Source organism: Pseudomonas sp. P1.31, from assembly GCF_001269815.1.
GTDB classification, from domain to species: Bacteria; Pseudomonadota; Gammaproteobacteria; order Pseudomonadales; family Pseudomonadaceae; genus Aquipseudomonas; species Aquipseudomonas rustica.
This window is the reverse complement of record NZ_LHVN01000032.1, coordinates 493,910-517,536: the sequence shown is the minus strand read 5'-3', so window position 1 is coordinate 517,536 and position 23,627 is coordinate 493,910. Positions and strand designations below refer to the sequence as shown.

Sequence of the window (23,627 nt, the reverse complement as noted above, 5' to 3'; positions counted from 1 at the left end):
TTGGGGGTGTGTGTCTTGCTTGGGTTTAATGCTACGCCGATCAATTCGATTAAAAAGTGCAAAATAATGCTAAAAGCTATCGATTAACTTGATGTTAAGGGCGGCGCATTTAAATTGCTTACGTCGTCGAAGCGAACGTCGCGCAGGTCATCGATCAGGTAGGGGCAGGATGTCGCGCCAGCATTAATTAGCGATTAATGGCGAGTGGGGGCGGGTGACAGATTTTTCATGCAGGGCTTAAGAGTGTGTCGACTCCAATCGCGAGCAGGCTCACTCCTACAGGGGAACGCATTCCAAATGTAGGAGTGAGCCTGCTCGCGATAGAGCCATCACAGCCACCATTGCAGTGGCTGTGAAAACCCAATCAGTCAGTCACGATACGCGAATGTTTCTGGGTGTCTTTCATGGTCACGTACACCAGCAGCGACACGGCAATGCACGCCGTCACGTACCAGTAGTAACCGGTTTCCATACCAATGCTCTTGAACCACAGCGCGATGTATTCAGCGGTGCCGCCGAAGATCGACACGGTCAGTGCGTACGGCAGGCCGACGCCCAGCGCGCGGATTTCAGTCGGGAACAGTTCGGCCTTCACCACCGCGTTGATCGAGGTGTAGCCGCTGACGATGATCAGCGCCGCCATGATCAGGAAGAATGCGCCCCACCAGGTTTGAATGGTGTGCAGGGTCATCAGGATCGGCACAGTGAAGATCGTGCCCAGCACGCCGAAAGCGATCAGGATCGGACGACGACCGATCTTGTCCGAGAGGCCACCGATGATCGGTTGCAGGCACATGAACAGGAACAGCGTGGCTGCGGAAATAGTGGTCGAGTCGGAGATGCTCATGCCGACGGTGTTCACCAGGTATTTCTGCATGTAGGTGGTGTAGGTGTAGAACGCCAGCGTTCCGCCCATGGTCAGGCCGACCACGGTCATCAATTCCTTTGGATGACGCATCAAGGTGCGCATCGCGCTTTCCTTGGACTTCTCTTTTTTGGTGAACGACTCGGTTTCTTCCATGCCGCGACGCAGGTACAGCGCAACGACTGCGCACAGCGCGCCGATGGCGAACGGGATACGCCAGCCCCACGCGTACAGCTGTTCAGTGGTCAGCACGTTTTGCAGCACGATCAACACGCCGAGCGCGATGAGCTGGCCGGAGATCAGGGTTACGTACTGGAAGCTGGAGAAGAAGCCGCGACGTTGCTTGGTCGCCATCTCGGACAGGTAAGTCGCCGAGGTGCCGTACTCGCCACCGACCGACAGGCCTTGCAGCAGACGGGCGAAGATCAGCAGGATCGGCGCGCCGATGCCGATGGTTTCGTAGTTCGGGCTCAGCGCGATCAACAGCGAGCCGAAGCACATCAGATAGACCGAGGCCATCAGCGCTTTCTTGCGCCCGACCTTGTCAGCGTACAAGCCCATCAGCCAGCCACCGATCGGACGCATCAGAAAGCCGACGGCGAAGATCGCAGCGGTGTTCATCAGTTGTGCAGTGGAGGAGCCGGCAGGGAAGAAGGATTTAGCGAAGTACAGCGAGAAGGCGGCATACACATACCAGTCGTACCACTCGACCATGTTGCCGACGGAACCGCTGAAGATCGATTTGATCCGGCTGGCGGTGGTTTTTTCTTTGGCGGGCACGGCAGCCGACCCAAGTGGCAGGGCGTTGGAGTTATCCATTGAAGGATCCTTCGTTTAATTGTTTTTGTGGAGCGCGTTAAAACGCAGCCTGCGTGGGCTATAGCAGGAGGTGTGCCAACGGGGGGAGGGGCGGTTTAGAGGGGTTGACGGGATCGGGTGAGCGAAAATCCGCTCATCGCAGAGGATCTATGAGCGGAATATCGCTCACTCCGATCATTCCCACGCTCTGCGTGGGAATGCCTCAACGGACGCTCTGCGTTCGGCTCTGGTGGGGACGCAGAGCGTCCCGGGCTGCATTCCCACGCGGAGCGTGGGAACGATCAAGTACGCTACAGAAACATCTCCCGACTCAACCCATGCCGCTGCATCTTTTCATTAAACGTCCGTCTTGGCAGTTGCAGCTCTTCAAGTACCGCTTTCACATCACCCTTGTGCCGTGTCAGCGCCGCGCGCAAACACTGCGCTTCAAACGCTTCCTGCTGCGCCGCCAGCGATTGCCCCGGATCAATTCCCGGCGCCGGTTCATCCAGCCCCAGCACTTGTCGCTCGGCGACGTTCGCCAGTTCCCGCACATTGCCCGGCCAGTCGTGGCTGAGCAGATGACTCAACTGCGCGCCGCTCAACGGCGGAAAAGTCCGCCCCAAACGTTCAGCCGCACTCTGCGCAAAGGTTTCAAACAACAAAGGAATGTCTTCACGACGGTCACGCAGCGGCGGCAAGCGCAACTCCGCAACGTTCAAGCGATACGCCAGATCCTCACGAAAACGCCCGGCGCGAGCCTCGTCGAGCAGATCCGGTTTGGTCGCCGCAACGATGCGCAAATCCACGCGAATACTTTGATTCGAACCCAAGCGCTCGAGCTTCTGCTCCTGCAACACCCGCAGCAATTTCACCTGCTGGGCCAGCGGCATGCTTTCGATTTCATCGAGAAACAACGTGCCGCCAGACGCGTATTCCAGCTTGCCGATGCGCTTGCCCGAAGCACCGGTAAACGCGCCGCTCTCATGCCCGAACAACTCGGCTTCAAACAATTGCTCGGGGATCGCCGCGCAGTTCAGCGCCACAAACGGCTTGTCCGCACGCGGGCCGAAATCATGCAGGCAGCGCGCAACCAGTTCCTTGCCACTGCCGGTTTCACCGCGGATCAACACGTTGACCGGCAGCGCCGCCAGATCGAGCACTTGCCGACGCAGTGTCTGCAAACCACGCGACACCCCGAGCAACGTCGAATCGAGTTTGGCGCGGTTGTCGGCTTGCTCGTGCAGCGCGCGGTTTTCCAGTACCAGGCGGCGTTTATCCAGCGCCCGGCGCAGGCTGCCCAACAGCGTTTCCGGGCTGAACGGTTTCTCCAGAAAGTCGTACGCACCATCGCGCATCGCTTCCACCGCCATCGGCACATCGCCATGGCCGGTGAGCAAAATCACCGGCAGATCAGCATCGCGTTTTTGCACTTCCGCCAACAGCGCCAAGCCACCGATGCCGGGCATGCGCACGTCGCTGAGGATCACCCCGGGGAAATGCGCGGGCAGGGCGGCGAGGCATTCTTCGGCGCGGCTGAACAACTGCACCTCGAACCCCGACAGGCTCAGCCACTGCTCGACTGCGTTGCGAATACTGCTTTCGTCATCGACCACCATCACCGAATTGAGCATCAGATATGCGCCTCCAGATCGATTGGCAGCGTCAGGCTGAACACCGCGCCGCTCTCGCCATTGTCGGCGCTCAGACGACCGCCGGATTCATGCACGATGGCGAAGGAAACCGCCAGCCCCAGACCCAAACCGTCGCCTACCGGTTTGGTGGTGAAGAACGGATCGAACACCTGGCTCAGATGCTCTTCGGCAATGCCGCCGCCATTGTCGATGACGCTCAGGCGCCACAATTGTTCGTCGACTTCCAGACGAATCTCCAGACGCTTGCAGGTTTTGCCTTGCATCGCATCAAGGGCGTTGCGCAGCAGATTGATCAGCACTTGTTCGAGACGGATCGCATCGCCGCGCACCCACGCCGGACGCGTCAGGTGCAGCACCAGACTGACCTGTTCGTCACGCAGACGCGCATCGAGCAATTGCAGCGCCTGATCGACCACCGTGGCCAGATCCAGACGCTCGCGCAAACCACTCGGGCTCTTGCGTGCAAACGTCTTCAGATGGCCCGTGAGCGCCGCCATGCGCGTGAGCATCTCGTCCACCGGTTTCAACGCTTTGTATGCATCGTCGACGCGGCCATGGTCGAGCAGCAGCCGCAGAGTCGCCAGTTGCATGCGCTGAGCGGTCAGCGGTTGATTGATTTCGTGGGCCAGCGCCGCCGACATTTGCCCCAGCGCCGCGAGTTTGGCTGATTGCACCAGACCGTCCTGCGCCGTGCGCAAATCGCGGGTGCGTTCTTCGACCAATTGTTCGAGTTCTTCGCGGCTGCGCTGGCGCATCTTTGCGAGACGCCAGCGCTGATTGAGGAACAACAGCAAAAACACCAGCGCCAGCCACACCCCGGCAGCGGCGAGCCCGGCGTTGCGCAAATCTTCGAAGGCCACTTGCGGGTGACGCAGCAGATGCAACGTCCAGCCTTCGGCGGCCAGCGGCAACGATTCCCACAGATAATCCGCCGTGCCTTGCGGGCCTTCAACGCGGCGTAGATCGCTGTTGTCGTCAAAACTGCGCAGTGCCAGATGCGTCAGCGGCACCAGCGCTTGCTTGTCGTATTGACGGGTGGCTTTGATCTCGGCCATGTCGCTGGAACTCAGCGGTCGCAGCGAGCGATAGCGCCAGCCTGGCTGATTGGCAATGAAGATGATCCCGCGCGCATCGCTGACCAGCAGCGTGTCGCTGCCCTGGCTCCATTCACGTTCCAGTTCGGGGAATTCCAGCTTGACCACCATCGCCCCGAGAAACTCGTCCTTGTCGCCCAGCACCGCGCTGGACAGGAAGTAACCGGGAATCCCGCTGGTCACGCCCACCGCATAAAAACGCCCGGTGCCCTGGGTGCGGGTCTGACTGAAATAGGGGCGGAAGCCGTAGTTGTGGCCGACGTAACTACTCGGCAGGCGCCAGTTGCTCGCGGCCACGGCGAGCCCCGTGCGATCGAGCAATTCAAGGGTCGAGGACTGCGCCGCACCGTTGATCTTTTCCAGCTTCAGATTCAGTGCTGCCTGCTCTTCGGCATCCACTGAACCTGCCAGCGCCGAGCGCAATTGCGGATCCAGCGCCAGCACGGCGGGCAAGGCGCGATAGCGGTCGATCAGGGTGTGCAACGAGTTGGCGTACAGCGCCAATTGCTGATTGGCACGCGCCGCATCTTCCTCCAGCGCCTGACGTTCGGCGTGGCGGATGGCAAGGGTCGCGGCAACGGCCGCCCCGGCGACGATCAGCAGGGAATACAACGACAGACGCAAGGTACGGGAAGTCGGCAGCATGCTGGGCAGATGGGTGGCAGGTCGGGCGGGCACGATAACATGGGCGGGGATGGCGGCCCATGAGTGCGCAGGTAATCGTGCCGTGACCTGGGGATTTCTTCAGTTACGCAAGGGAATCCATTGGGATTGAATTTTGGCGTGTGCCTATTTTGAAGAAACCTTTGAATTGTGCCCACCAGGAATAATCAGCTTGAGCGATGTCACCGGCTGCAGAAGCGGGGTCGTCAAGTGAGCCACTGATCGAGGATCTGGCTCCCTGACTTTCAGTATCCACAGGTTCGACCACGTCAGCAGTTCCACCGAGCATGGTTTTTTCAAAGTCTACGAACCGTTCGAGAAACGCTGTCACCGATTCACCTGCCGGCGTCCCGGTGGTGAATCGTAGTCGGTCAACCGCTGGCCAGTTTTCCATGGCAGCCGTCATTTCGTTCATGGCATTTTTCTCAACAGTGGCAAGCTGATTTTGTACGTCGATTGGAACAATACCTTGCGCCATCTCTGCAAGTCGTCTTTCCTCAACCGCCAGTTTGTGCGCGTACTGAGCCGCTGCCCGCAGAGCATTGCTTTTGAAGAATCTGTATCGAACATAAGCGTAGGCGTAGCCACCTGCAGAACTGCCGAGCAAGCCGAAGGCCGGGCCAATATAGGCAGACATATTCTCAATGGACACGGCTTCGCTCACGGCTACACCAATTGAAGTTCCTAATGTTCCGCCGAGGACGCCCCCTCTGGTCATTGCGCCAATGCCACTTTTTTTGGTCAGAAACTGCTTGAAGGTCGTGTTGTTTCGTTGCTCAGGTGTCATTGCATTGTCGTTATCTTCAAATTCTTCTAGAAACCGATTCGTCTCAGATTTAAACCCGGTAGCGATCGCCATCCATCCAGGGGATTTGGTCAACGCGCGCCCATCAAGGTCGATGTAGGTCAGCGGATTATTCGCCACCATCACATACAGATTCAGCCCATCCACATCCCCCGCCGGATCCGCGCTCACCCAGCGCTGCAACCAGGGTGCGTAATACCGCGCACCGTAGTAATACAGGCCGCTGACATCCATCTCCTTGCCTGAATAACGAATGGTTTTGTAATCCCCTGCGCTTTTGGAATGGGGCAGCCAAATCGCGGTGCCGCCGAACGGATAGTAGGTTTCCTGACTGAGCACTCGCGCCTGTTCATCAAGTTCGGTCGCGCTGGAACCCAAGTGATCGCCGAGGCTGTAACGCAGTTGATTGTTCGCGACGTCCGGCGGTGGCGCGCTACGCCAATGCAGGCAACGCACGTTGTCGGGCAGGATGATGACGTGCAGCTCTTCGCCGCTGTCGCGGGTGCGGATTTCCAGCCCCGGCAAGTAACGCACCTGTTGAAAATGTGATGCGCCGACGCTGTGGGTTTCATTGCGTTTGGAGACGCGTTCGCCCAGGCTGTAGAAGTACGTTTCCTGATCATCTGCTAAAGCATTATTGCGCTTGAGCAGGGTGATCTGGCGCAGTTGGTCCAGCGCGTTCCAGGCCAGTTGCGGGCCGTGGCGCAAGTTGAGCAGGTTGCCATGGGCATCGAAAGCAGTGGCGAAATCCGGTGGCGGATCGTCGGCTTGCCAAGGCAGCGCACGGTTGCTCGATGGCGCGACTTGCATCTGTCGCGTGTAGCCGCCCGTGGCGCGTTCGTGCACCTGTTTGATCAGGTTGCCGGCCACATCGTATTCAAAGTGCTGCGTGTAATTGCGCAGGTTGTTCGGATCACTGGGCGAGGGTCTGCCCGGAATCTCAGAGGCCGGGGCGGCGTCATGGCCGCTGGCCGTGAGCAACCGATCAAGCGAGTCATAGCTGAACGCTCGGTGGCCATCAATGTACTGGTTGGCGAAATACACCGGTGTAAATGTGGAATCGTCGATACGCAGTACGTTGCCGACAGCATCGTAGGAATATGCAAAGTTCTGCAGTAGCGGTTGCCCGGCAACGCCGGCTTGAGCGCTTAGCAGCCAATCATTGGCAGGATCGTAAAGCCATTGGCTGACGACGTTATTGGCCGCCAGCCGCTCGATGATCTGGCCGTGAGCGTTGTATTGCGCACCTTGCAAGATGCTTTGAGGTTCACTGCCCTGACGCTGTAAAGAAATCCGCGCGACCTGGCCGGCCACATCGTAAGAAGAAGTCTGTCGATGACCACCCGCGTCGGTTTGCGTCAGCAACTGATTTAGCGAGCCGAACGATTGCCGGCTGGTGTGAGATTGCGAATCTGCAAAGGTGCGGGTTTGTTCAAGCGGCTGACCGAGCAAGGCAAAGCTCTGGAAGGTCAGCAAGCCTGAGGTGTCTTTCAATGTGGTCATCTGGCCGCACAGATTGTGGCCTCTGTCGGCGGAGGCATCGGCGTAGTTGCGCGTTTCCAGGTGGCCAGAGTCGGCGGTTGCCTCACTCAATACGCGCAGTTGCTCATCAAAGCAGGTTTGCCAGTGGTTACCGCGCCCGTCCCAACGCTCCAGCGCTTGTCCGGCCATGCCCGGCAGGTTCAGTCGCCAACCGGCGTCGACGCTGTCGATCATCAGCGGGTGAGCGGACAGCGAGTAAACGGTCGCGACATTGGCAGGCGTGCTGGCGTCGAACAGGCGCGGATCTCGTTGTTCCACCCGATGACCGGCAGGATTATATTGCTGGCGAGTCACCAGCGGCTGCGCTTCAACCGACTCTGCGCTGCGCAAATAGCGCACCTCGCGCACCGTCAACTGACGGCTGTCCCGCACCTTCAGAGCAGGTGTCTGCCAATGGATCGAGCTACATTTTGTTCTCATGCGTCCACCAGTTGTACAGACGCGAGTGGACCTTGTTTTGCGGGTGGGCTTGCGCTCTTAAATAGCGGTTGTCGGTAGTGTTCATTTGCCTGTAGGCGGCAAGGCCTGCCAGGCCCTGGCTGATATTTGCCTGCACGGCTTGGGTTTGCTGGCGTAAGGATGCGAGGCTGATAGAGCCTTTGCCTATCCCGGACGATGCAAGGACATCAGTCCCGAGCGCTGTAAACGCCGCTTCGTAGTTGTCGGCATGTTCCCCGACAGCCTGTTGCCAATCGGTGTACATCGCTTCGATTTTGTTCATCTTGACCGGATCGAGGCCAACTTTAATGTCCTCGACTTCAATCGCACGCTGAAAGGTACTCAACGTAGCGGGAATGATTGAGAGCCAGGAGCTCATGACTCGATTCATCATGAAGTCAGGGTTGAGCACAGCGTTGAGTGCCGGGTTGATCACTTGCTCCGTAAAGTCGCTTACGCTTGTGATGTCTTTGGCCTGTTCCTTGATGCCCAATTTGCTGTTGATTTTGGCCACTGACATGGTTGACGTTTGCGGAATCAGGGGGCCGAGCGTGAGCCCTGTTTTACTCGCTGCAAAGTTTGCCAGCGGATCCAGTACTTCGTTGACCATGTCCCCGGCGAAGTTGCCGGCGATCAAGCCGCCAGTTCCCAGATAGGGCACGCCAGGCACACTGGGCGCTAATGAATCGAGCACTTGCGATGAGTAAAACCCGGCCACAGTTCCCGCGGCACCTTTGATCACCTCTACTCCCGTATTGGCCAACAAGTTTCGGACAAGGTGCTTTTGGTTGATAACGTTATGCATCACGCGATTGGTGTGATCGGCAAACTCGCCTACAGCAGAGATGAAGGCCGAAGACAGCCTGATATCCGCTTGCGCTTTACTGCCCCCGCCTGCATCCACATAGCGCAACGGATTGTTGCCCACGAACGCATACAGATTCAGCCCGTCCACTGCGCCCAACGGGTCGGCGCTGACCCAACGCTGTACCCACGGCGCGTAGTAGCGCGCACCGTAGTAATACAGACCGCTGACATCCATTTCCTTGCCCGAGTAACGAATGAATTTGTAGGCGACTTCGATCAGTGAGCGTGCCGTCATCCAGGCCGTGGCACCGAACGGGTAATAGCCTTCGTGGCTGATGGTCTGGCCCAGTTGATCCAGCTCCAACAGACACGAGCCCAAGTGATCTTCGAGGGTGTAGCGCAGTTGATTCTGAGGAATACCGGAGGGCGGTGAAGCTGCCCAATGCAGGCACCGTGCGTTGCCGACGCTGATCACGTGCAACTCTTCGCCATTGTCTTTGCGGCGGATTTCCAGCCCTGGCAGGTAACGCACTTCGTGGAAGTGTTTATTCGAATCGAAGTCGTGACGCTTGTAGACGCGCCCCCCTTGGCTATAGCGATAGTGCTCTTGATCATCGGGATCGTTATCGCGCTTCACCAGCGTGACGTCGGTCAGTTGATCGCGTGCGCTCCATGTCATTGGATGACTAGGTTGCAGCGTCAGCAGGTTGCCGTGGCGGTCGAACAGTGTGTCAAAGTCAGGCTGCGGATCGAGTTCATTGCTACGTACGGCGCGATTGCTGTTCGGGTCGATCGACATCCGTTGCGTCAGGTTGGCGTCAGCGCGCACATGGCGCAGTTCGATCAGGTTGCCGCCGCTGTCGTACGCATAGGTCTGCAAATAATTGCGCCGGTCAGCAGGGTTACCCGGTTCGGGTCGGCCCGGATGATCAGTGGGCGCGGCATCGTCGTAACCACTGGCACTGCTCAACCGGTACAGCGAGTCGTAACTGAACTCGCGGTGGCCATCAATCCGCTGGTTGGCGAAGTAACTGGGCGTAAAGACGTGGTCGAGGATTCGGGTGAGGTTGCCGACGCGATCGTATGCATACTCAAAGTCTTGCAGCGTTGCCGACTGCTGCGATGTCGCCGATTGCCGATGCAGGCGTCCGTTGGCCGAATCGTAGTGCCAGCGGCTGGTTACACCGTTGCCCGTTTGCTGCAGGATGATTTGCCCGGCAGCGTTGTACTGCGCCTCGATCAGCACAGGCTGCCAATCGGTTGCAGCATCGATTTTTAACGCTACGTGGCTGAGCTGGCCGGACAGATCGTAATGCGATTGTTGCCGGTGGCCACCGGCATCGGTTTGCTCCAGCACAGGCCCTAGAGGGCCGAACGTGCGAGCGCTGGAAAACGCCTGAGCATCGTGAAAGGTGCGCGTATCGTGCAGCGTCGAGCCCGCCAGTCCGTAGCTGTGCATCGCCAGACCGCCGGACTGATCCATGTGGCTGAGAAGACGGCCCCGCAAGTTCTGACCGGCATCGGCCAAGCCGTCGGCATAACTAAAGGTTTCAACATTCGGCTGGGCGTTTTCTTCTACAGCGACAACGCGCAACTGCTCATCGTATGTCGTGCGCCAAAGACTGCCGCGTTCATCGCGGCGTTCAAGGATTTCCCCGGCCAGCCCCGGCAGGTTCAAGCGCCAGCCAGCGTCGACGCTATCGACTTTCAGTGGCGCACCGGCCAACCCGTAAACACTAGTGAGATTGGGATGCGGCAGACGCGCATCCCATTGCTCGATGATCCGTCCGGCAACGTCGTGTTGCTGACGGCTGACCAGGGCGACAGGCGTTTCCTCGGCAACCGTGCGCAGGTAGGCGATCTGCCGAACCGGCCAGCCACAGCCATTGTTCACCGTCAGTGACGGTGTGCGCAGATGGACGTCACTGGCCATCAGTGCAGCGTCCGCGAGGGTTTTGCAGGCGCCGGTTCTGCGGTGTCATTGGCGTCTTCGCTGGTTTTATACCAAGGGTGATAAGTCTCGCGAGAGAAGTCACCGGTGGCATTGATCACTTTGATCAGCCGCCCAAGCTCGTCATAAAACAGTTGATCGTAAAAGCCGTATTCGCGCAGGGAGTGGTCGTTGACGTAACCGTGGACGTTGGCAAAAAACGCGCGGTATTGGCGGATCGGCAGCCCTTTGTTGTTGTAGTCGATGCGTTCGCTGATGCGCCAGCGCGGATCAGCCAACGCTTCAAGCAGTTGACCGTTTTCGATGACCAGCGAGCCGTCAGCCGCCACGACATACGCCAGACCGGGATCGACCCGTTGTTGAGTCTGCAAGGGCCGCCCGAAGCCGTCGATACAGGCTTTGACGATATGGATCTGCGCCGCCGTTGTGTCATCGGGGTAACGGTCGGCGCTGAGCATCACGCTGTGCACCGGATCGCGCGCGGCCGCAGCAACGGCGGCACTCAGCAGTTGTTGTGCGGGTGTCAGAACCTGCGAGCGAGCAAGCTGCAGACGCGCATTGGCACGTATATGGCCGCTGGGCAAAACATGGCGCTGGCCAATCCATTCGAGCAGTTGTTCGGTGCTGACATCAGGCAAGACATTGCCCATCCAGCTGAACAGATTCTTGCGCAATGTACTGGCGGCTTTTTGCACCGCTTCGGCCGGGTGTTCGATGGCCGCTGCCGGGTCTGGATCTGTCGGCAGCTGATACTCGCTTAGCGGCTTGAACCCCGCCGGCACACTGTTTTCAGTGCCGTAGAAACTCACCGTCAGCGGTTGACCCGAGGGCAGGTAAATCACTTCTTCGATGTTGTCGTTGGCATCGGTAATCTGCTCAGGGAGCTGATGCAAATAATCGTATCGAGCGTGGGTCGTGCAGCCATCAGGCAACACCACCCGAGTGACCGCCAAACGGTAAGCGTCGTATTCGGCCGTGGTCACGCCGTGGCTGGGCGTTTCGTTGAACGCCTGGACTTTGTAAAAACCTTCCGGCCCGGCATAACGGGCGAAGTTGTAGCGCGACGACCAGAGATTGCGAGCGCTGTCGTCTTCGGGCGTTTGCTTGAACAAAAACGGCATCGGGGTGTAACCGATGCGGGTCAGTTGCGCGCGAATATCGAAGTTCGCCAATTCGCTGTAAGCGTCCAGCGCGGTCTTGTCCATTTGCGCCAGTTCGAGAGGGCCCGGCAACGCTGCAAATTCGGCTTCACCGTCCGGCAGGGGAGACTGGTCGAGGGTCTTGAGATAACGCTGCACCGATTGTGTGGTCAGCACGCGTTCGGTCTGCCAATGCAGTGAGCCCTGATGTTCGATCAGGTGTTCGTACGACACTTGAGCGGGCGACAGGCCTTCGGGCAGAGAACCTTTAGGCAGTACCAAGGCATTACCGCGCTGCTGAAAAGTCAGGCCCAGCCGCCATTGTTGTGGATTCTGATTCAGGTCGATAAACCGCGCCCGGCTCTCTTTCAGGTAGTAAGACTGTTGCGCGGGATCATGAGCGTCGCGCCACCATTGCTGATGATCCGGATCGGTAAAGGGCGGCGGCGAGGCTTCAGTCAGGCGCCGGGCGTAGCTGACTGTCACGTCATGGGTTGGCAATCCGTACGCATTCCGGCACAGCGTAATGTCGTGAGTGCACAGTGGGTCGTCGATAAACCGGTCGTAGGCATAGTTGATCTGTTCCAGCGCCATCGGCAGCAATACCCGCGCCGCATCGTGTGCGCCTTTGGGGCGAACTTCGCGAATCAGATAGCGGGTTTCCTGCACCGCGAAGGGCGCAGCGACAGCCGGATCAGCGTCGGCAGCGTAGGTCTCGATGCGGGCAATGGAACCGGCCAGTGCTCTGGCTATTTCGTCGTGAGCATCTTCGGGTGGCGTCACCACGACATCGCATTCATCGCTGGGGTGATACTGGCTGAACACAGTGCTGCCCAGCGCAACGGCATCGGCGTCACGCTTGAAATAGCCCTCGCGTGAGCGATCCATTGATTGTCCGGTATGAAACCAGCTGCACACCCGCACTGGCGCAGTGAAGCTGGCGTCATCAGCCGGGCTGGCGCTCTCACTGTCGGTTTGTTCTACGAAGCCGAAGCCGCGAAACATGCGTTCCTTGCCATCGTAAAAACCTTCGGCGTACCGGAACAACTGGGTGGTGCAATTGCCGGTGATTTCATCCAGTTGGCTTTGCCGGCTGACCACCTGAATCGGGAACGGCAGGTAACAAGCCGGCGTCTGTGTCGGCTGCTCGGCAAGCCGTCGGGTTTTCTCGCCCAGCCATTCCTGCGCGCTGCTGCGGTAACTTACGCTCGCGCTACAGCCCATATTGTTATTGCTGGCTGTCAGCAGATAAGGTTTGGCCGAAACAAAGTCATAGCGCCAGTGCTGCGGTTTGCTGTGCGCTACGGTGAGGATCAGGCTCTCGCAGCCAAGACCTTGCAGATCGGCGACGGTGACCTGGCACAAAGGGTCATAACGCACGTCGTGCGGCCACGGCACGTGGATCGGCGTTTGCTCGAAACCGTTGCCGGCGCGGTTCAGGTAAATGTCGAAGCCTTCACTGTTCAGATAGAGCAGGGCGGGGGCGCCGGAACCGTCCAGATCGGCGATGCGCACCCGATCGGTATCGAACTGCCCGTAGGTGAAGGGCAGGCTGGAGATGACGCGGCCATGGGCAAATGTGCCGTGCCCGAGATTGGGCCAGCACTTGATTTGATCGTGACTGATGCTGAACAACTCCGGCATGTCGGTGCCGCGCAAGTTGCCCAGCATCACCAGTTGGCTGCGCGAAGGACCGAACAACGGTAACCGGTCGGGCGTGTGATCCACTTCCTCGGCTTTGGCGAAACCTTCCTCGCGGCGATTGGCATACAGGCGCACCGAGTGCGGCCCGATCAAGGCAATCGAGCTGAGGCCATCGCCGGACAGATCACCGAGTTGTGCGAGGGTGTGCAAATACTCCGCCGGGAAGGTGCGGAACGCGGTGAACGCCGTCCAGCGCCGATCGGCATTCAACGTGTTGTAACCGCTGATGCCTTGTTCAACCGTGATCCAGTCGAGCCGGCCGTCTCCGGTCTGATCGGTGAGGATCTGCCGCGCGTTCGGCTGGCTGTTGGCGACGGGGATTTTTTCCAGCAGTGTCCACGGTGTGTAGCCAATCGCATCCGGGCCGCTGCTTTCTCGGACAGGCTCACGGTAGTACCAGGCATTGTTGTATGAGCAGAGAAAACCGACAGCGCCTTCACCGTACAAATCCACGCAGCGATACGTCCCGGTATCGATCCCCGGCATGGCCTCGGATTCAAACAGGCGCGAAGGGCTTTTGTTGATGACGAACGGTGAGTAGTCAAACTCCACCGGAGGTGTGTTTTCCACGTAAGCGCTGCTGTCATACGCTTGGTAGTGCGCGGCCGACAGCAGGCTGTAGCCGCCGGTTTGCGGGTTGTTGCAGTACTCCAGCAGCAGCCGCCGAACCAGCACCGGGTCGGGCCCCGTTTCCAGCGGAAAATGATGGAACATCAATACCTGCTGGCACAGCCGCTGAGTGCCGACCTCAAAGCCTTGGCCGTAAGTGGAGAACGTGTCCTTGCGCAGCAGCCAGGGCTTGTCGCCGACGTAGGCAGGTTTGTCCGAGTAGACCGTGCTGCGCTCGCCATAGTCGAACAGCAGATGAAAATGCCAACTCATGTCCGCAGGGTTGGCGTTACTCCAGGCGTACAAGTCCGCGTTGGCCTCGGCATTGCCATACCAGACGCGTTGCAGGTATCGCTGGGCGCTGGGGTCATAGTCGCTGCCGGGGGCTTTTTCATCGGCCTTGTATTCGTAGCAGATGTGTTCGCCACGTGAATTCAGGCTTTCGCAGATTAGCCACGCGCTCACGCGCTGTGGATCATCCGGATCTGCAATGCGTGAAGACGGGGTCTTGCCGTACACCTGCAGCGAGCCATCGGCACTGTGGATCAGCCAGAACGCCGAGTGATCCGTGGCTGGCTTCCAGTATTCGCGCAGGGCAAAGTCGCTTTCGACCTCAGGCCAATAGCGCACCACCTCATGCAGGCCGATATCCACACCGTTGTACTGACTTTCCTGGCGCGATTTGATCGATCCATCGCTCTCAAACTCAGGTCTGCACACCTCGCCGTCATGGCCGACGATTTCGTCGAGATCGGTGTAGCGCGGCACGCCTTTGTGGGTACGGCGACTGATCTGCGCCAGGCCCACTCCCCAGCCAATCCCGAACGAACCATTGCCGGTCTGGCTGCTGTAAGACAGTGACAGTTGCGGATCCCAGCCACGTCCGGCAGAAGAGGGGATCGGCAACACAAAAGAAGCTGCGCCCGTCGGGCCGACCACGCCCCAGTCCTTGCCAATGGTGGCAATCGACGCGCTTCTGGAGATTGACGGGGTGACGATGCTGAGGTCTTGATCGGCCATGGTTCCATCCACTGCGCGAATGCGGGGCAGGTGGAGTGACGCTATCAAGAAGTGCAGGCGGCGTAACCTGTCAGATCTGACAGGTGCGCAAGATCATTTTGTATGCTTGTCCGGGGTTTTTATCGCGATGGTCACGCCCACAAAAAAGGCCGGTTCATCCTCGCAGATGAATCGGCCTTTTTCAGTACTGCAAAAACTTACTGCACTTCTACCGCCAGGCTTTCGCTGATCTTCTGTTGCCAGATCGCTGGGCCGGTGATGTGTACCGACTCACCTTTGCTGTCTACCGCAACGGTGACCGGCATGTCTTTGACTTCGAACTCGTAGATCGCTTCCATGCCCAGTTCGGCGAAGGCCAGCACTTGCGACTTCTTGATCGCCTGAGCAACCAGATAAGCAGCGCCGCCAACGGCCATCAAGTACACAGCTTTGTTGTCCTTGATCGCTTCGATGGCGGTCGGGCCGCGCTCGGATTTGCCGATCATGCCCAACAGACCGGTTTGCTCCAGGATCTGCCGGGTGAACTTGTCCATCCGCGTCGCGGTGGTCGGGCCAGCCGGGCCAACCACTTCGTCACCGACCGGATCAACCGGGCCAACGTAGTAGATGAAGCGACCTTTGAGGTCGACCGGCAGTGTTTCACCCTTGTTGAGCATCTCGACCATGCGCTTGTGCGCGGCGTCGCGCCCGGTGAGCATTTTGCCGTTGAGCAGGACGGTTTCGCCCGGCTTCCAGCTCTGCACGTCTTCCGGGGTCAGGGTGTCGAGGTTGACGCGGCGAGCCGACGGGCCGGCTTCCCAGACGATTTCCGGGTAAGCGTCCAGCGGTGGCGCTTCCAGCGAGGCTGGACCTGTACCGTCGAGCACGAAGTGCGCGTGACGGGTGGCAGCGCAGTTCGGGATCATGCACACCGGCAGCGAGGCGGCGTGGGTCGGGTAGTCCATGATTTTCACGTCGAGCACGGTGGTCAGGCCACCGAGGCCCTGGGCGCCGATGCCCAACTGGTTGACCTTCTCGAACAGCTCCAGACGCATTTCTTCGATGCGGTTCTGTGGGCCACGGGCTTTGAGCTCGTGGATGTCGATGGATTCCATCAACACTTCTTTGGCCATCACCGCAGCTTTCTCGGCGGTGCCGCCGATGCCAATACCGAGCATGCCCGGTGGGCACCAGCCGGCGCCCATGGTCGGAACGGTCTTCAGCACCCAGTCAACGATCGAGTCGGACGGGTTGAGCATGGCCATTTTCGACTTGTTCTCGGAACCGCCGCCCTTGGCCGCCACGTCCACTTCCACGGTATTACCCGGGACGATGGAGTAGTGAATCACGGCAGGGGTGTTGTCCTTGGTGTTTTTCCGAGCGCCCGCCGGGTCGGCGAGGATCGAGGCGCGCAGGACGTTTTCCGGCAGGTTGTAGGCGCGACGCACGCCCTCGTTGATCATGTCGTCCAGGCCCATGGTGGCGCCATCCCAACGCACGTCCATGCCGACGCGCACGAACACGGTGACGATACCGGTGTCCTGGCAGATCGGGCGGTGGCCGGTGGCGCACATGCGCGAGTTGATCAGGATCTGCGCCATCGAGTCACGGGCCGCTGGCGATTCTTCGCGCAGGTAGGCTTCGTGCATCGCCTGGATGAAATCCACGGGGTGGTAGTAGGAAATGAATTGCAGGGCGTCGGCAACGCTCTGAATCAGGTCGTCTTGCTTGATCACGGTCATGAGTCGCGCTCCTCTAAAAGACGGGAACATTTTAATAGGGCAGCTTTGAGCTTCGAGCTTTGAGCGACAAGTTACGACAGTACGCGGACTGCCTGCGCTTGCGGCCTGGAGCTTGCAACTTGAAGCTGGCCCTTTGGGCCGGGCACGCCGGGGCTGCTGGCGCGACGCTAAAAAGGCGCGGCAGTATACCGCGCATCAAAGGGGCATACACGCGCCGGCAGTCATTCGTTGGTCGCATACCGCACACTGACTGCCACCACCATACCCCTGTGGCGAGGGGATTTATCCCCGCTCGACTGCGCAGCAGTCGCTAAACCTGAACACTTGATTTAACTGGAACACCGCAGGGGGCCGCTTCGCAGCCCAACGGGGATAAATCCCCTCGCCACAGGGGGTCTCGCCGGGACGTAGATGCGAGGTCGGCAGGTCAGGCATTTGACGTCAATTTTCGGGCCCGAAAATCGGTGGTCATTTATCGACTACCCCTCTAAAGTGGCAGCCGGTCTGTAGAGTAGGACACTCAGTCAGCCTCCTATCGCACGGTGAGTCAACGATTGACCCATAACGCCATACAACGTCTTTTGCTCAAACGTTTTGCCCTTGCTGCAGCCACCTATGGATTGGCTCTGCTGCTACTGTGGCTGGCGTTTTTTACCGGGCATTACCAACAATCCCTCAATACTGTGGCCGTCGGCAGCGCCCTCGTGGTGATCAGTCAGGCAACCCTGTTCGTCTTGTTCTGGACCGGGCGCAACCAGCGCTTCGACGATCCGAGCATGACCGAAGTGCAGGTGCTGCTCGGCCTCGGCTGGCAAACCTGGCTGATCGCCCATCTGGATGAGGCGCGTGGCGCCTTTCTGGTTTTTTACGTGCTGATCCTGCTGTTCGGGCTGTTCCATCTCAGTCGACGCGCGTTCATTCGAACAGCGCTGCTGGTGTTCTTCAGTTTCTGCGCCATCACCTTGTGGGACGGTTACAACTTCCGCTTGGCCGAGCCCGCCCTGGCCGCGTTGCAAGTGTGCATTCTGGCGATGGTGCTGGCGTGGCTGGTGCTCTACGCACGCTTCGTTCAGGTCTCGCGACAACGCCAGCGTCAGCGCCGGTTTGCCTTGCAGGCGCACCAGGACACCCTGCGCGGGATGATGCGGCAGCTGGAAGATCTGGTCGCCACCGATGAGCTGACCGGGTTGTTCAACCGTCGTCACTTCCTGCGTCTGGCCTCGCGCGAGCTGAGTGAAATGGACGAAGACGTGGCGCACGGCCTGGCGCTGATCGACCTCGATCACTTCAAACGCATCAACGACATCCACGGCCATGCCGCCGGCGATCAAGTGTTGCAGGCGTTCGCCGGCGTTGCTCAAGCGTGCTTGCGCGACGGTGATGTGCTGGCGCGCTACGGGGGTGAAGAGTTTGTGGTGTTGCTGCCCAACTGCGATGCCGAACAGTTGACCGCGTGCTGCGAACGTCTGCGCGTTGCGTTCGCCGATGTCGAACTGGTGGGCCTGAATGTGCGCAACCTGAGTCTTTCGGTCGGTATGACGTTGTTGGAAATGGGCGATGATTTGGACGACGCGTTGCATCGCGCCGATCAAGCGCTCTATCGGGCCAAGCGCGACGGGCGTAATCGCTGTGCGGCGGCGTGGGAGAACGTCGATGCCTGAACTTCGCGTCGGTGAACGGCAGTGGTCGGTGGCGTCGGGTAGCAATCTGCTCGATGCCCTCAATCAGAATGGCGTTGCCGTGCCTTACAGCTGCCGCGCCGGCAGCTGCCATGCGTGTCTGGTGCAATGCGTACAAGGTTTGCCTACTGACAGTCGCCCGGATGCCTTGAGTGCCGAACAACGGCAAGAGGGCTGGCGACTGGCCTGCCAATGTCAGGTGACTGAAGACTTGCAGGTGCACACCTTTGACCCGATTGCCGACGGTCGCCCGGCGGTGGTCGAAGCGCTGGACTGGCTCAGCGACAGCGTGCTGCGTCTGCGCCTGACCCCGCAACGTCCATTGCGCTACAGCGCCGGGCAGCATCTGGTGCTGTGGATCAATCACATCGCCCGGCCGTATTCGCTGGCGAGCTTGCCGGAAGAAGACCGTTTTCTCGAATTCCACCTTGATTGCCGCCAGCCCGGCGAATTCAGCGACGCCGCCCGGCGTTTGCAGATTGGCGATGCGATCCGCCTCGGCGAACTGCGCGGCGGCGCTTTGCATTACGACGCCGACTGGCATGACCGGCCGCTTTGGCTGCTCGCGGCAGGCACTGGTTTAGGCCCGCTGTTCGGCGTGCTGCGTGAAGCGTTGCGCCAGGATCACCAAGGCGCAATCCGTGTCATTCACCTGGCCCATGACGATCGCGAACACTATCTGGCCAAACCCCTTGCGGCGCTTGCTGCCCAGCGTGAAAACCTCAGTGTCGAACTGTGGACGGCGGCCGAGTCAGCCGCCGCTTTGGCGCAACTGCGCCTTGTCTCCAGACAAACCCTGGCTTTAGTCTGCGGCTCGACTGCCAGTGTCGACGCCTTCGCCCGGCGCCTGTACCTGGCCGGACTGCCGCGCAATCAACTGCTGGCCGATGTGTTCCTGTCCCGCGGTTGAGCGCTAATGCTTATCGGGTTTCATAGGTTCTTTGTGGCCAAGTCTTTATGGTCAGGGGATTTTTTGTGGCAAGGGGATTTATGTGGCAAGGAGATTTTGTGGCCTGGGGAATATGTGGCGAGGGGATTTATCCCCGTTTGAGTGCGTAGCGCTCACAAGATTTTGGGGCCGCTGCGCAGCCCAGCGGGGATAAATCCCCTCGCCACATATTCCCCAGGCCACAAAAGCCCCCCTGGCCACAGAAAGTCCCCTAGCCACAGAAAGCACTATCCCCGCTTGAACTTCGCAAGCCCGACTATCGCCGAGACCCACCATGACCGAAGCCATCCTGCTGGAACGTGAACGCGGTTTGCTCACCCTGCGCCTCAACCGCCCGGACAAAAAAAACGCCCTCACTCGCGCGATGTACAGCCGCCTCGCCGAGGCCCTGAAGCATGCCGACAGCGACCCCGAAATCAACGCCGTGCTGATCACCGGCAGCGCCGAGTGCTTCACCGCCGGCAACGACATCGCCGACTTCATCCAGCAACCACCCAGCGACCTCGACAGCCCGGTGTTTCACTTCATGCTCAACCTGCTCGAATGCCGCAAACCGGTAATCGCCGCAGTGGCCGGCGCGGCGGTGGGCATCGGCACCACGTTGCTGCTGCATTGCGATCTGGTCTACGTGGCCCGCGATGCACGGTTGCGCATGCCATTCGTCAACCTCGGTTTGTGCCCGGAGTTCGGCTCCAGCCTGATCCTCCCGCGCTTGCTCGGGCAAGCCAAAGCGTCGGAATTGCTGTTGCTGGGCGAAGGCTTTACCGGTGAACAAGCGGCGCAATGGGGCATTGCCACCGAGGCGCTGGGCAATGGCGATGCGGCGTTGAGCAAAGCGCGGGAAATGGCGCTACGTTTCGATGATTTGCCGGCAGATGCGGTACGCATCAGCAAGCAACTGATGAAGGCGCCGGATCGTGAGTTGATCCGCAAAGTGATCGAAGAGGAGGGCGTGTTGTTCACCCAGCGCCTGAGGTCGCCAGAGGCATTGGCGGCGTTGACCGGGTTTATCAAACGGCATTGATTTTTGGGTGGCCGGATTGGCCCCATCGCGAGCAGGCTCACTCCTACAGTTGGAATGCGCTCCCCTGTGGGAGCGGGCTTGCTCGCGAATGCGTCGCCACCGTCAACACATCAATCAGCCCAGATAGCGACTCACAGCCGATCGCATGGCTTTTTTGCCAGCGATCAAAACCTGCCTGAGATCCCCGGTCGTAACGCTATTTGTGTAATTCAAAATACCCTCAGTCGGTGTTGCGGTGAGCCCATCGATACCGAACGTCGAATCCATTTTGCCTTGGGCGGTTATACGACCCGCCAGCGCCAGACCCCGAGTATTCAACTCACCCGCGACGACGATGGTCTGTTCACTGTCGAGTTCGGCACTGTTCAACTGCAAACTGACAAATGGCCGCTCGACGATAAGCGCCTGACCGGCATTGAAGTCCGGGTCGGGATGACCGTTCGGTGAAAGCCTGTTCACATAGCCTTTTACCGTTGACCCGGTGGTGGTAAACGAGCCGGCTACAGCAGGTTTGTCATCCGGTTGCAGGAGCAGTGAATTGAGTCTCAAGATCCCGCCAGTCAGGTTGAACAGGGTAAAACCATTTGTTCCAAACAACGGATTGATCGTTCCCGTCGCATCGAAATCAGCCACAAATCCTCGATTGCCGGAATTGCCGGCTACCAGAAAATGGCCGTTATCCCGGATGATCAATCCGACGGAGGCGGTACTTTGCTGTTCGATCTGAAAGAAGGCATAACCGATGTTATTGAACAGTGTGTCCAGATGGCCGTTTGGCGTCAGCTGAATCAATAACCCTTGATTGTTATACGGCCAGAGGCCACGGCTGTTGAAGGCCAGCAACAGCTTGTGACTGGCAGGAATAATCGCGCCAGCAAGGGCGGCTTCACCGATGTCCCCTGAGTCGATATCGGACGAGTGAAGACCGGTCGGTGAAGGCTCTCTGAAAACAAATACACCGTTTTTTCCAAACAGTAGATCGATGGTTCCCTCGCCATTGAATCGTGCAACTGCCGGGTAGTTTTGGGTCGCCGGACTGCCCTCCTGAAGGTATCCGGTCACCAAGAGTTTATCGGCACTCAGTTCACGAATGCCGGTAGGAATCGAAGTGCCCGCGGTTCTCAAAAATCCCCAGCGCGAGTAACCGTCAAGCCCGAAGGAAGTGTCGAGTGCGCCATTCTTGTACAAGCGAAACAGTTTGAAGTCGCTGCCGTCTCGCAGCACGCCGACAATCTTGCCCTGTTGCAAGCCAGGACTTTTCAGCACGGTGATGGCTTTCACCTCGCTGCCTTCAAGCAAGGTCACGCCGTCGAGACCAAAAGTCCTGTCCAGATCGCCTGCACGGCGGGCCGGTTGCGTCGTATTGATCAACATCCTGTCGCTCCAACTCTGATCGAATACCCAAGGCGGGTGATCGAGGAAAGCCATTCAATCGGAGAAGTCGAGCAGTGCCTACTGTCAGAAATTACAGGTCATATAATTTGCCCGACGCGTGTTGACCAGAAAACAAAAAGCCCCGCCATTCACATGGCGGGGCTTTCGTTTTTCAACAACCGGTCAATCAGACCTGTGGGTCGCCCACGTGCAGGATCTTCATGCCGTTGGTGCCGCCGGTGGTGTGGTAGCTGTCGCCCTTGGTCAGGATGACCCAGTCGCCTTTTTCCACAACGCCGCGTTTAACCAGCTCGTCGATCGCCTTCTGGCTGACTTCGTGCGGTTCCAGCGAAGCCGGATCGAACGGTACGGTGTACACGCCACGGAACATCGCGGCGCGCGCCTGAGTTTCGCGGTGCGGCGAGAACGCGTAGATCGGCACCGAGGAACGGATGCGCGACATGATCAGCGGGGTGTAGCCACTTTCGGTCAGCGCGATGATCGCTTTAACGCCCGGGAAGTGGTTGGCGGTGTACATGGTCGCCAGTGCGATGCTTTCGTCGCAACGGGTGAATTCCTTGCCGATACGGTGGCTGGAAGTCTTGCCGGTCGGGTGCTTTTCAGCGCCGACGCAGATGCGCGCCATCGCTTGAACCGCTTCCAGCGGATACAGACCTGCAGCGGATTCAGCAGACAACATCACGGCGTCGGTGTAGTCGAGCACGGCGTTGGCCACGTCGGACACTTCGGCGCGAGTCGGCATCGGGTTCTGGATCATCGACTCCATCATCTGGGTCGCGACGATCACAGCCTTGTTGTGGCGGCGTGCGTGCAGAATGATTTTCTTCTGAATGCCCACCAGCTCGGCGTCGCCGATTTCCACACCGAGGTCACCGCGGGCAACCATCACCGCATCGGAAGCCTTGATCAGGCCGTCGAGGGTTTCGTCGTCTGCGACGGCTTCAGCACGTTCGATCTTCGCCACCAGCCAAGCGGTGCCGCCGGCTTCGTCGCGCAGTTGACGGGCGTATTCCATGTCGGCAGCGTCACGCGGGAAGGATACCGCGAGGTAGTCGACTTCCATTTCAGCGGCGAGCTTGATGTCGGCCTTGTCTTTTTCAGTCAGAGCCGGAGCGGTCAGGCCGCCACCGCGACGGTTGATGCCTTTGTGGTCGGACAGCGGGCCGCCGATGGTCACGGTGCAATGCAATGCGTCGTCAGTTTGGGTATCAACGCGCATGACCACACGACCGTCGTCGAGCAGCAGCTCGTCGCCTACGCCGCAGTCTTTAACCAGATCCGGGTAGTCGATGCCGACCACTTGCTGGTTGCCTTCGGTCAACGGATGGCTGGTGGAGAAGGTGAACTTGTCACCGATCTTCAGCTCGATCTTCTTGTTGGCGAATTTGGCGATACGGATTTTCGGGCCTTGCAGGTCACCCAGCAGGGCGACGAAGCGGCCGTGCTTGGCGGCAATGTCACGCACCAGTTTCGCGCGAGCCTTGTGCTCGTCGGGGGTGCCGTGGGAGAAGTTCAGACGGGCAACGTCCAGGCCAGCCAGAATCAGCTGTTCGAGAACTTCCGGCGAGTTACTGGCCGGGCCAAGGGTAGCGACGATTTTGGTACGACGGACGGACATGCAAAGACTCCTGAGTTCAAGCGCAAGCGAAGGCTACTATGCTCTTGGGGTGTAGTCATTGTTCGAATGCACTACTTTTTGTGAAGGGCTTTGTTAATAGTTTCTTTATTGAACGCCATGAACGCGACAATCGGCACAAACCGTTCTGAAG

12 protein-coding genes are annotated in these 23,627 nt (G+C 59.1%); 3 read left to right on the top strand and 9 right to left on the bottom strand.

Annotated features, from left to right (window positions below):
* Positions 1-364: 364 nt before the first annotated feature.
* From AD669_RS21100 to AD669_RS21070, 7 genes are all read right to left on the bottom strand, one after another.
* Positions 365-1,684, bottom strand: coding sequence for an MFS transporter (locus AD669_RS21100; RefSeq protein ID WP_053123277.1), 1,320 nt, complete (start codon positions 1,682-1,684; stop codon positions 365-367).
* 290 nt (positions 1,685-1,974) lie between these two features.
* Positions 1,975-3,297: a sigma-54 dependent transcriptional regulator gene (locus tag AD669_RS21095; RefSeq protein ID WP_053123275.1), complete on the bottom strand. Its 1,323-nt coding sequence runs from the start codon at positions 3,295-3,297 to the stop codon at positions 1,975-1,977.
* Positions 3,297-5,057 (bottom strand): ATP-binding protein, encoded by a 1,761-nt coding sequence (locus AD669_RS21090; protein ID WP_053123273.1) that lies wholly within the window; start codon positions 5,055-5,057, stop codon positions 3,297-3,299. The genes AD669_RS21095 and AD669_RS21090 overlap by 1 nt, the downstream gene beginning before the upstream one ends.
* 103 nt (positions 5,058-5,160) lie before the next feature.
* Positions 5,161-7,842: an RHS repeat domain-containing protein gene (locus AD669_RS21085; protein ID WP_082341484.1), complete on the bottom strand. Its 2,682-nt coding sequence runs from the start codon at positions 7,840-7,842 to the stop codon at positions 5,161-5,163.
* Entirely contained in the window at positions 7,826-10,600 is a 2,775-nt protein-coding gene (locus AD669_RS21080) for an RHS repeat domain-containing protein (RefSeq protein ID WP_053123269.1), read from the bottom strand. The genes AD669_RS21085 and AD669_RS21080 overlap by 17 nt, the downstream gene beginning before the upstream one ends.
* Complete coding sequence (locus AD669_RS21075; protein WP_053123267.1) at positions 10,600-15,090, bottom strand: SpvB/TcaC N-terminal domain-containing protein; 4,491 nt, start codon at positions 15,088-15,090, stop codon at positions 10,600-10,602. Before AD669_RS21075 ends, AD669_RS21080 begins: the two co-directional genes overlap by 1 nt.
* A 197-nt stretch (positions 15,091-15,287) precedes the next feature.
* Positions 15,288-16,811 (bottom strand): fumarate hydratase, encoded by a 1,524-nt coding sequence (locus tag AD669_RS21070; protein WP_008080438.1) that lies wholly within the window; start codon positions 16,809-16,811, stop codon positions 15,288-15,290.
* A 554-nt stretch (positions 16,812-17,365) separates the two neighbouring features.
* Here AD669_RS21070 and AD669_RS21065 point away from each other — a divergent pair.
* The 3 genes from AD669_RS21065 (at position 17,366) to AD669_RS21055 (ending at position 20,463) form a co-directional block, all read left to right on the top strand.
* Entirely contained in the window at positions 17,366-18,472 is a 1,107-nt protein-coding gene (locus AD669_RS21065; RefSeq protein WP_053123265.1) for a diguanylate cyclase, read from the top strand.
* A complete protein-coding gene (locus AD669_RS21060) occupies positions 18,465-19,400 on the top strand; it encodes an iron-sulfur-binding ferredoxin reductase (protein ID WP_053123263.1) in 936 nt (311 codons plus the stop codon). The genes AD669_RS21065 and AD669_RS21060 overlap by 8 nt, the downstream gene beginning before the upstream one ends.
* 313 nt (positions 19,401-19,713) lie before the next feature.
* Positions 19,714-20,463 carry an enoyl-CoA hydratase-related protein gene (locus tag AD669_RS21055; protein ID WP_053123261.1) on the top strand — a complete coding sequence of 250 codons (750 nt, stop codon included), beginning with the start codon at positions 19,714-19,716 and terminating at the stop codon, positions 20,461-20,463.
* A gap of 114 nt (positions 20,464-20,577) precedes the next feature.
* Here AD669_RS21055 and AD669_RS21050 read toward each other — a convergent pair whose 3' ends face one another.
* Complete coding sequence (locus AD669_RS21050; protein WP_053123259.1) at positions 20,578-21,837, bottom strand: delta-60 repeat domain-containing protein; 1,260 nt, start codon at positions 21,835-21,837, stop codon at positions 20,578-20,580.
* A 187-nt stretch (positions 21,838-22,024) separates the two neighbouring features.
* Positions 22,025-23,476 carry a pyruvate kinase gene (gene pyk / locus AD669_RS21045; RefSeq protein ID WP_008080434.1) on the bottom strand — a complete coding sequence of 484 codons (1,452 nt, stop codon included), beginning with the start codon at positions 23,474-23,476 and terminating at the stop codon, positions 22,025-22,027.
* Positions 23,477-23,627 lie beyond the last annotated feature (151 nt).

Excerpts from the sequence above, each read along its gene's own strand:
- AD669_RS21055 (WP_053123261.1), top strand. The coding sequence starts at position 19,714 with ATGACCGAAGCCATCCTGCTGGAACGTGAACGCGGTTTGCTCACCCTG.
- AD669_RS21070 (WP_008080438.1), bottom strand. The coding sequence starts at position 16,811 with ATGACCGTGATCAAGCAAGACGACCTGATTCAGAGCGTTGCCGACGCC.
- AD669_RS21050 (WP_053123259.1), bottom strand. The coding sequence starts at position 21,837 with ATGTTGATCAATACGACGCAACCGGCCCGCCGTGCAGGCGATCTGGAC.
- AD669_RS21060 (WP_053123263.1), top strand. The coding sequence starts at position 18,465 with ATGCCTGAACTTCGCGTCGGTGAACGGCAGTGGTCGGTGGCGTCGGGT.
- AD669_RS21095 (WP_053123275.1), bottom strand. The coding sequence starts at position 3,297 with ATGCTCAATTCGGTGATGGTGGTCGATGACGAAAGCAGTATTCGCAAC.
- AD669_RS21085 (WP_082341484.1), bottom strand. The coding sequence starts at position 7,842 with ATGAGAACAAAATGTAGCTCGATCCATTGGCAGACACCTGCTCTGAAG.
- AD669_RS21100 (WP_053123277.1), bottom strand. The coding sequence starts at position 1,684 with ATGGATAACTCCAACGCCCTGCCACTTGGGTCGGCTGCCGTGCCCGCC.
- AD669_RS21075 (WP_053123267.1), bottom strand. The coding sequence starts at position 15,090 with ATGGCCGATCAAGACCTCAGCATCGTCACCCCGTCAATCTCCAGAAGC.
- AD669_RS21080 (WP_053123269.1), bottom strand. The coding sequence starts at position 10,600 with ATGGCCAGTGACGTCCATCTGCGCACACCGTCACTGACGGTGAACAAT.
- AD669_RS21090 (WP_053123273.1), bottom strand. The coding sequence starts at position 5,057 with ATGCTGCCGACTTCCCGTACCTTGCGTCTGTCGTTGTATTCCCTGCTG.
- pyk (WP_008080434.1), bottom strand. The coding sequence starts at position 23,476 with ATGTCCGTCCGTCGTACCAAAATCGTCGCTACCCTTGGCCCGGCCAGT.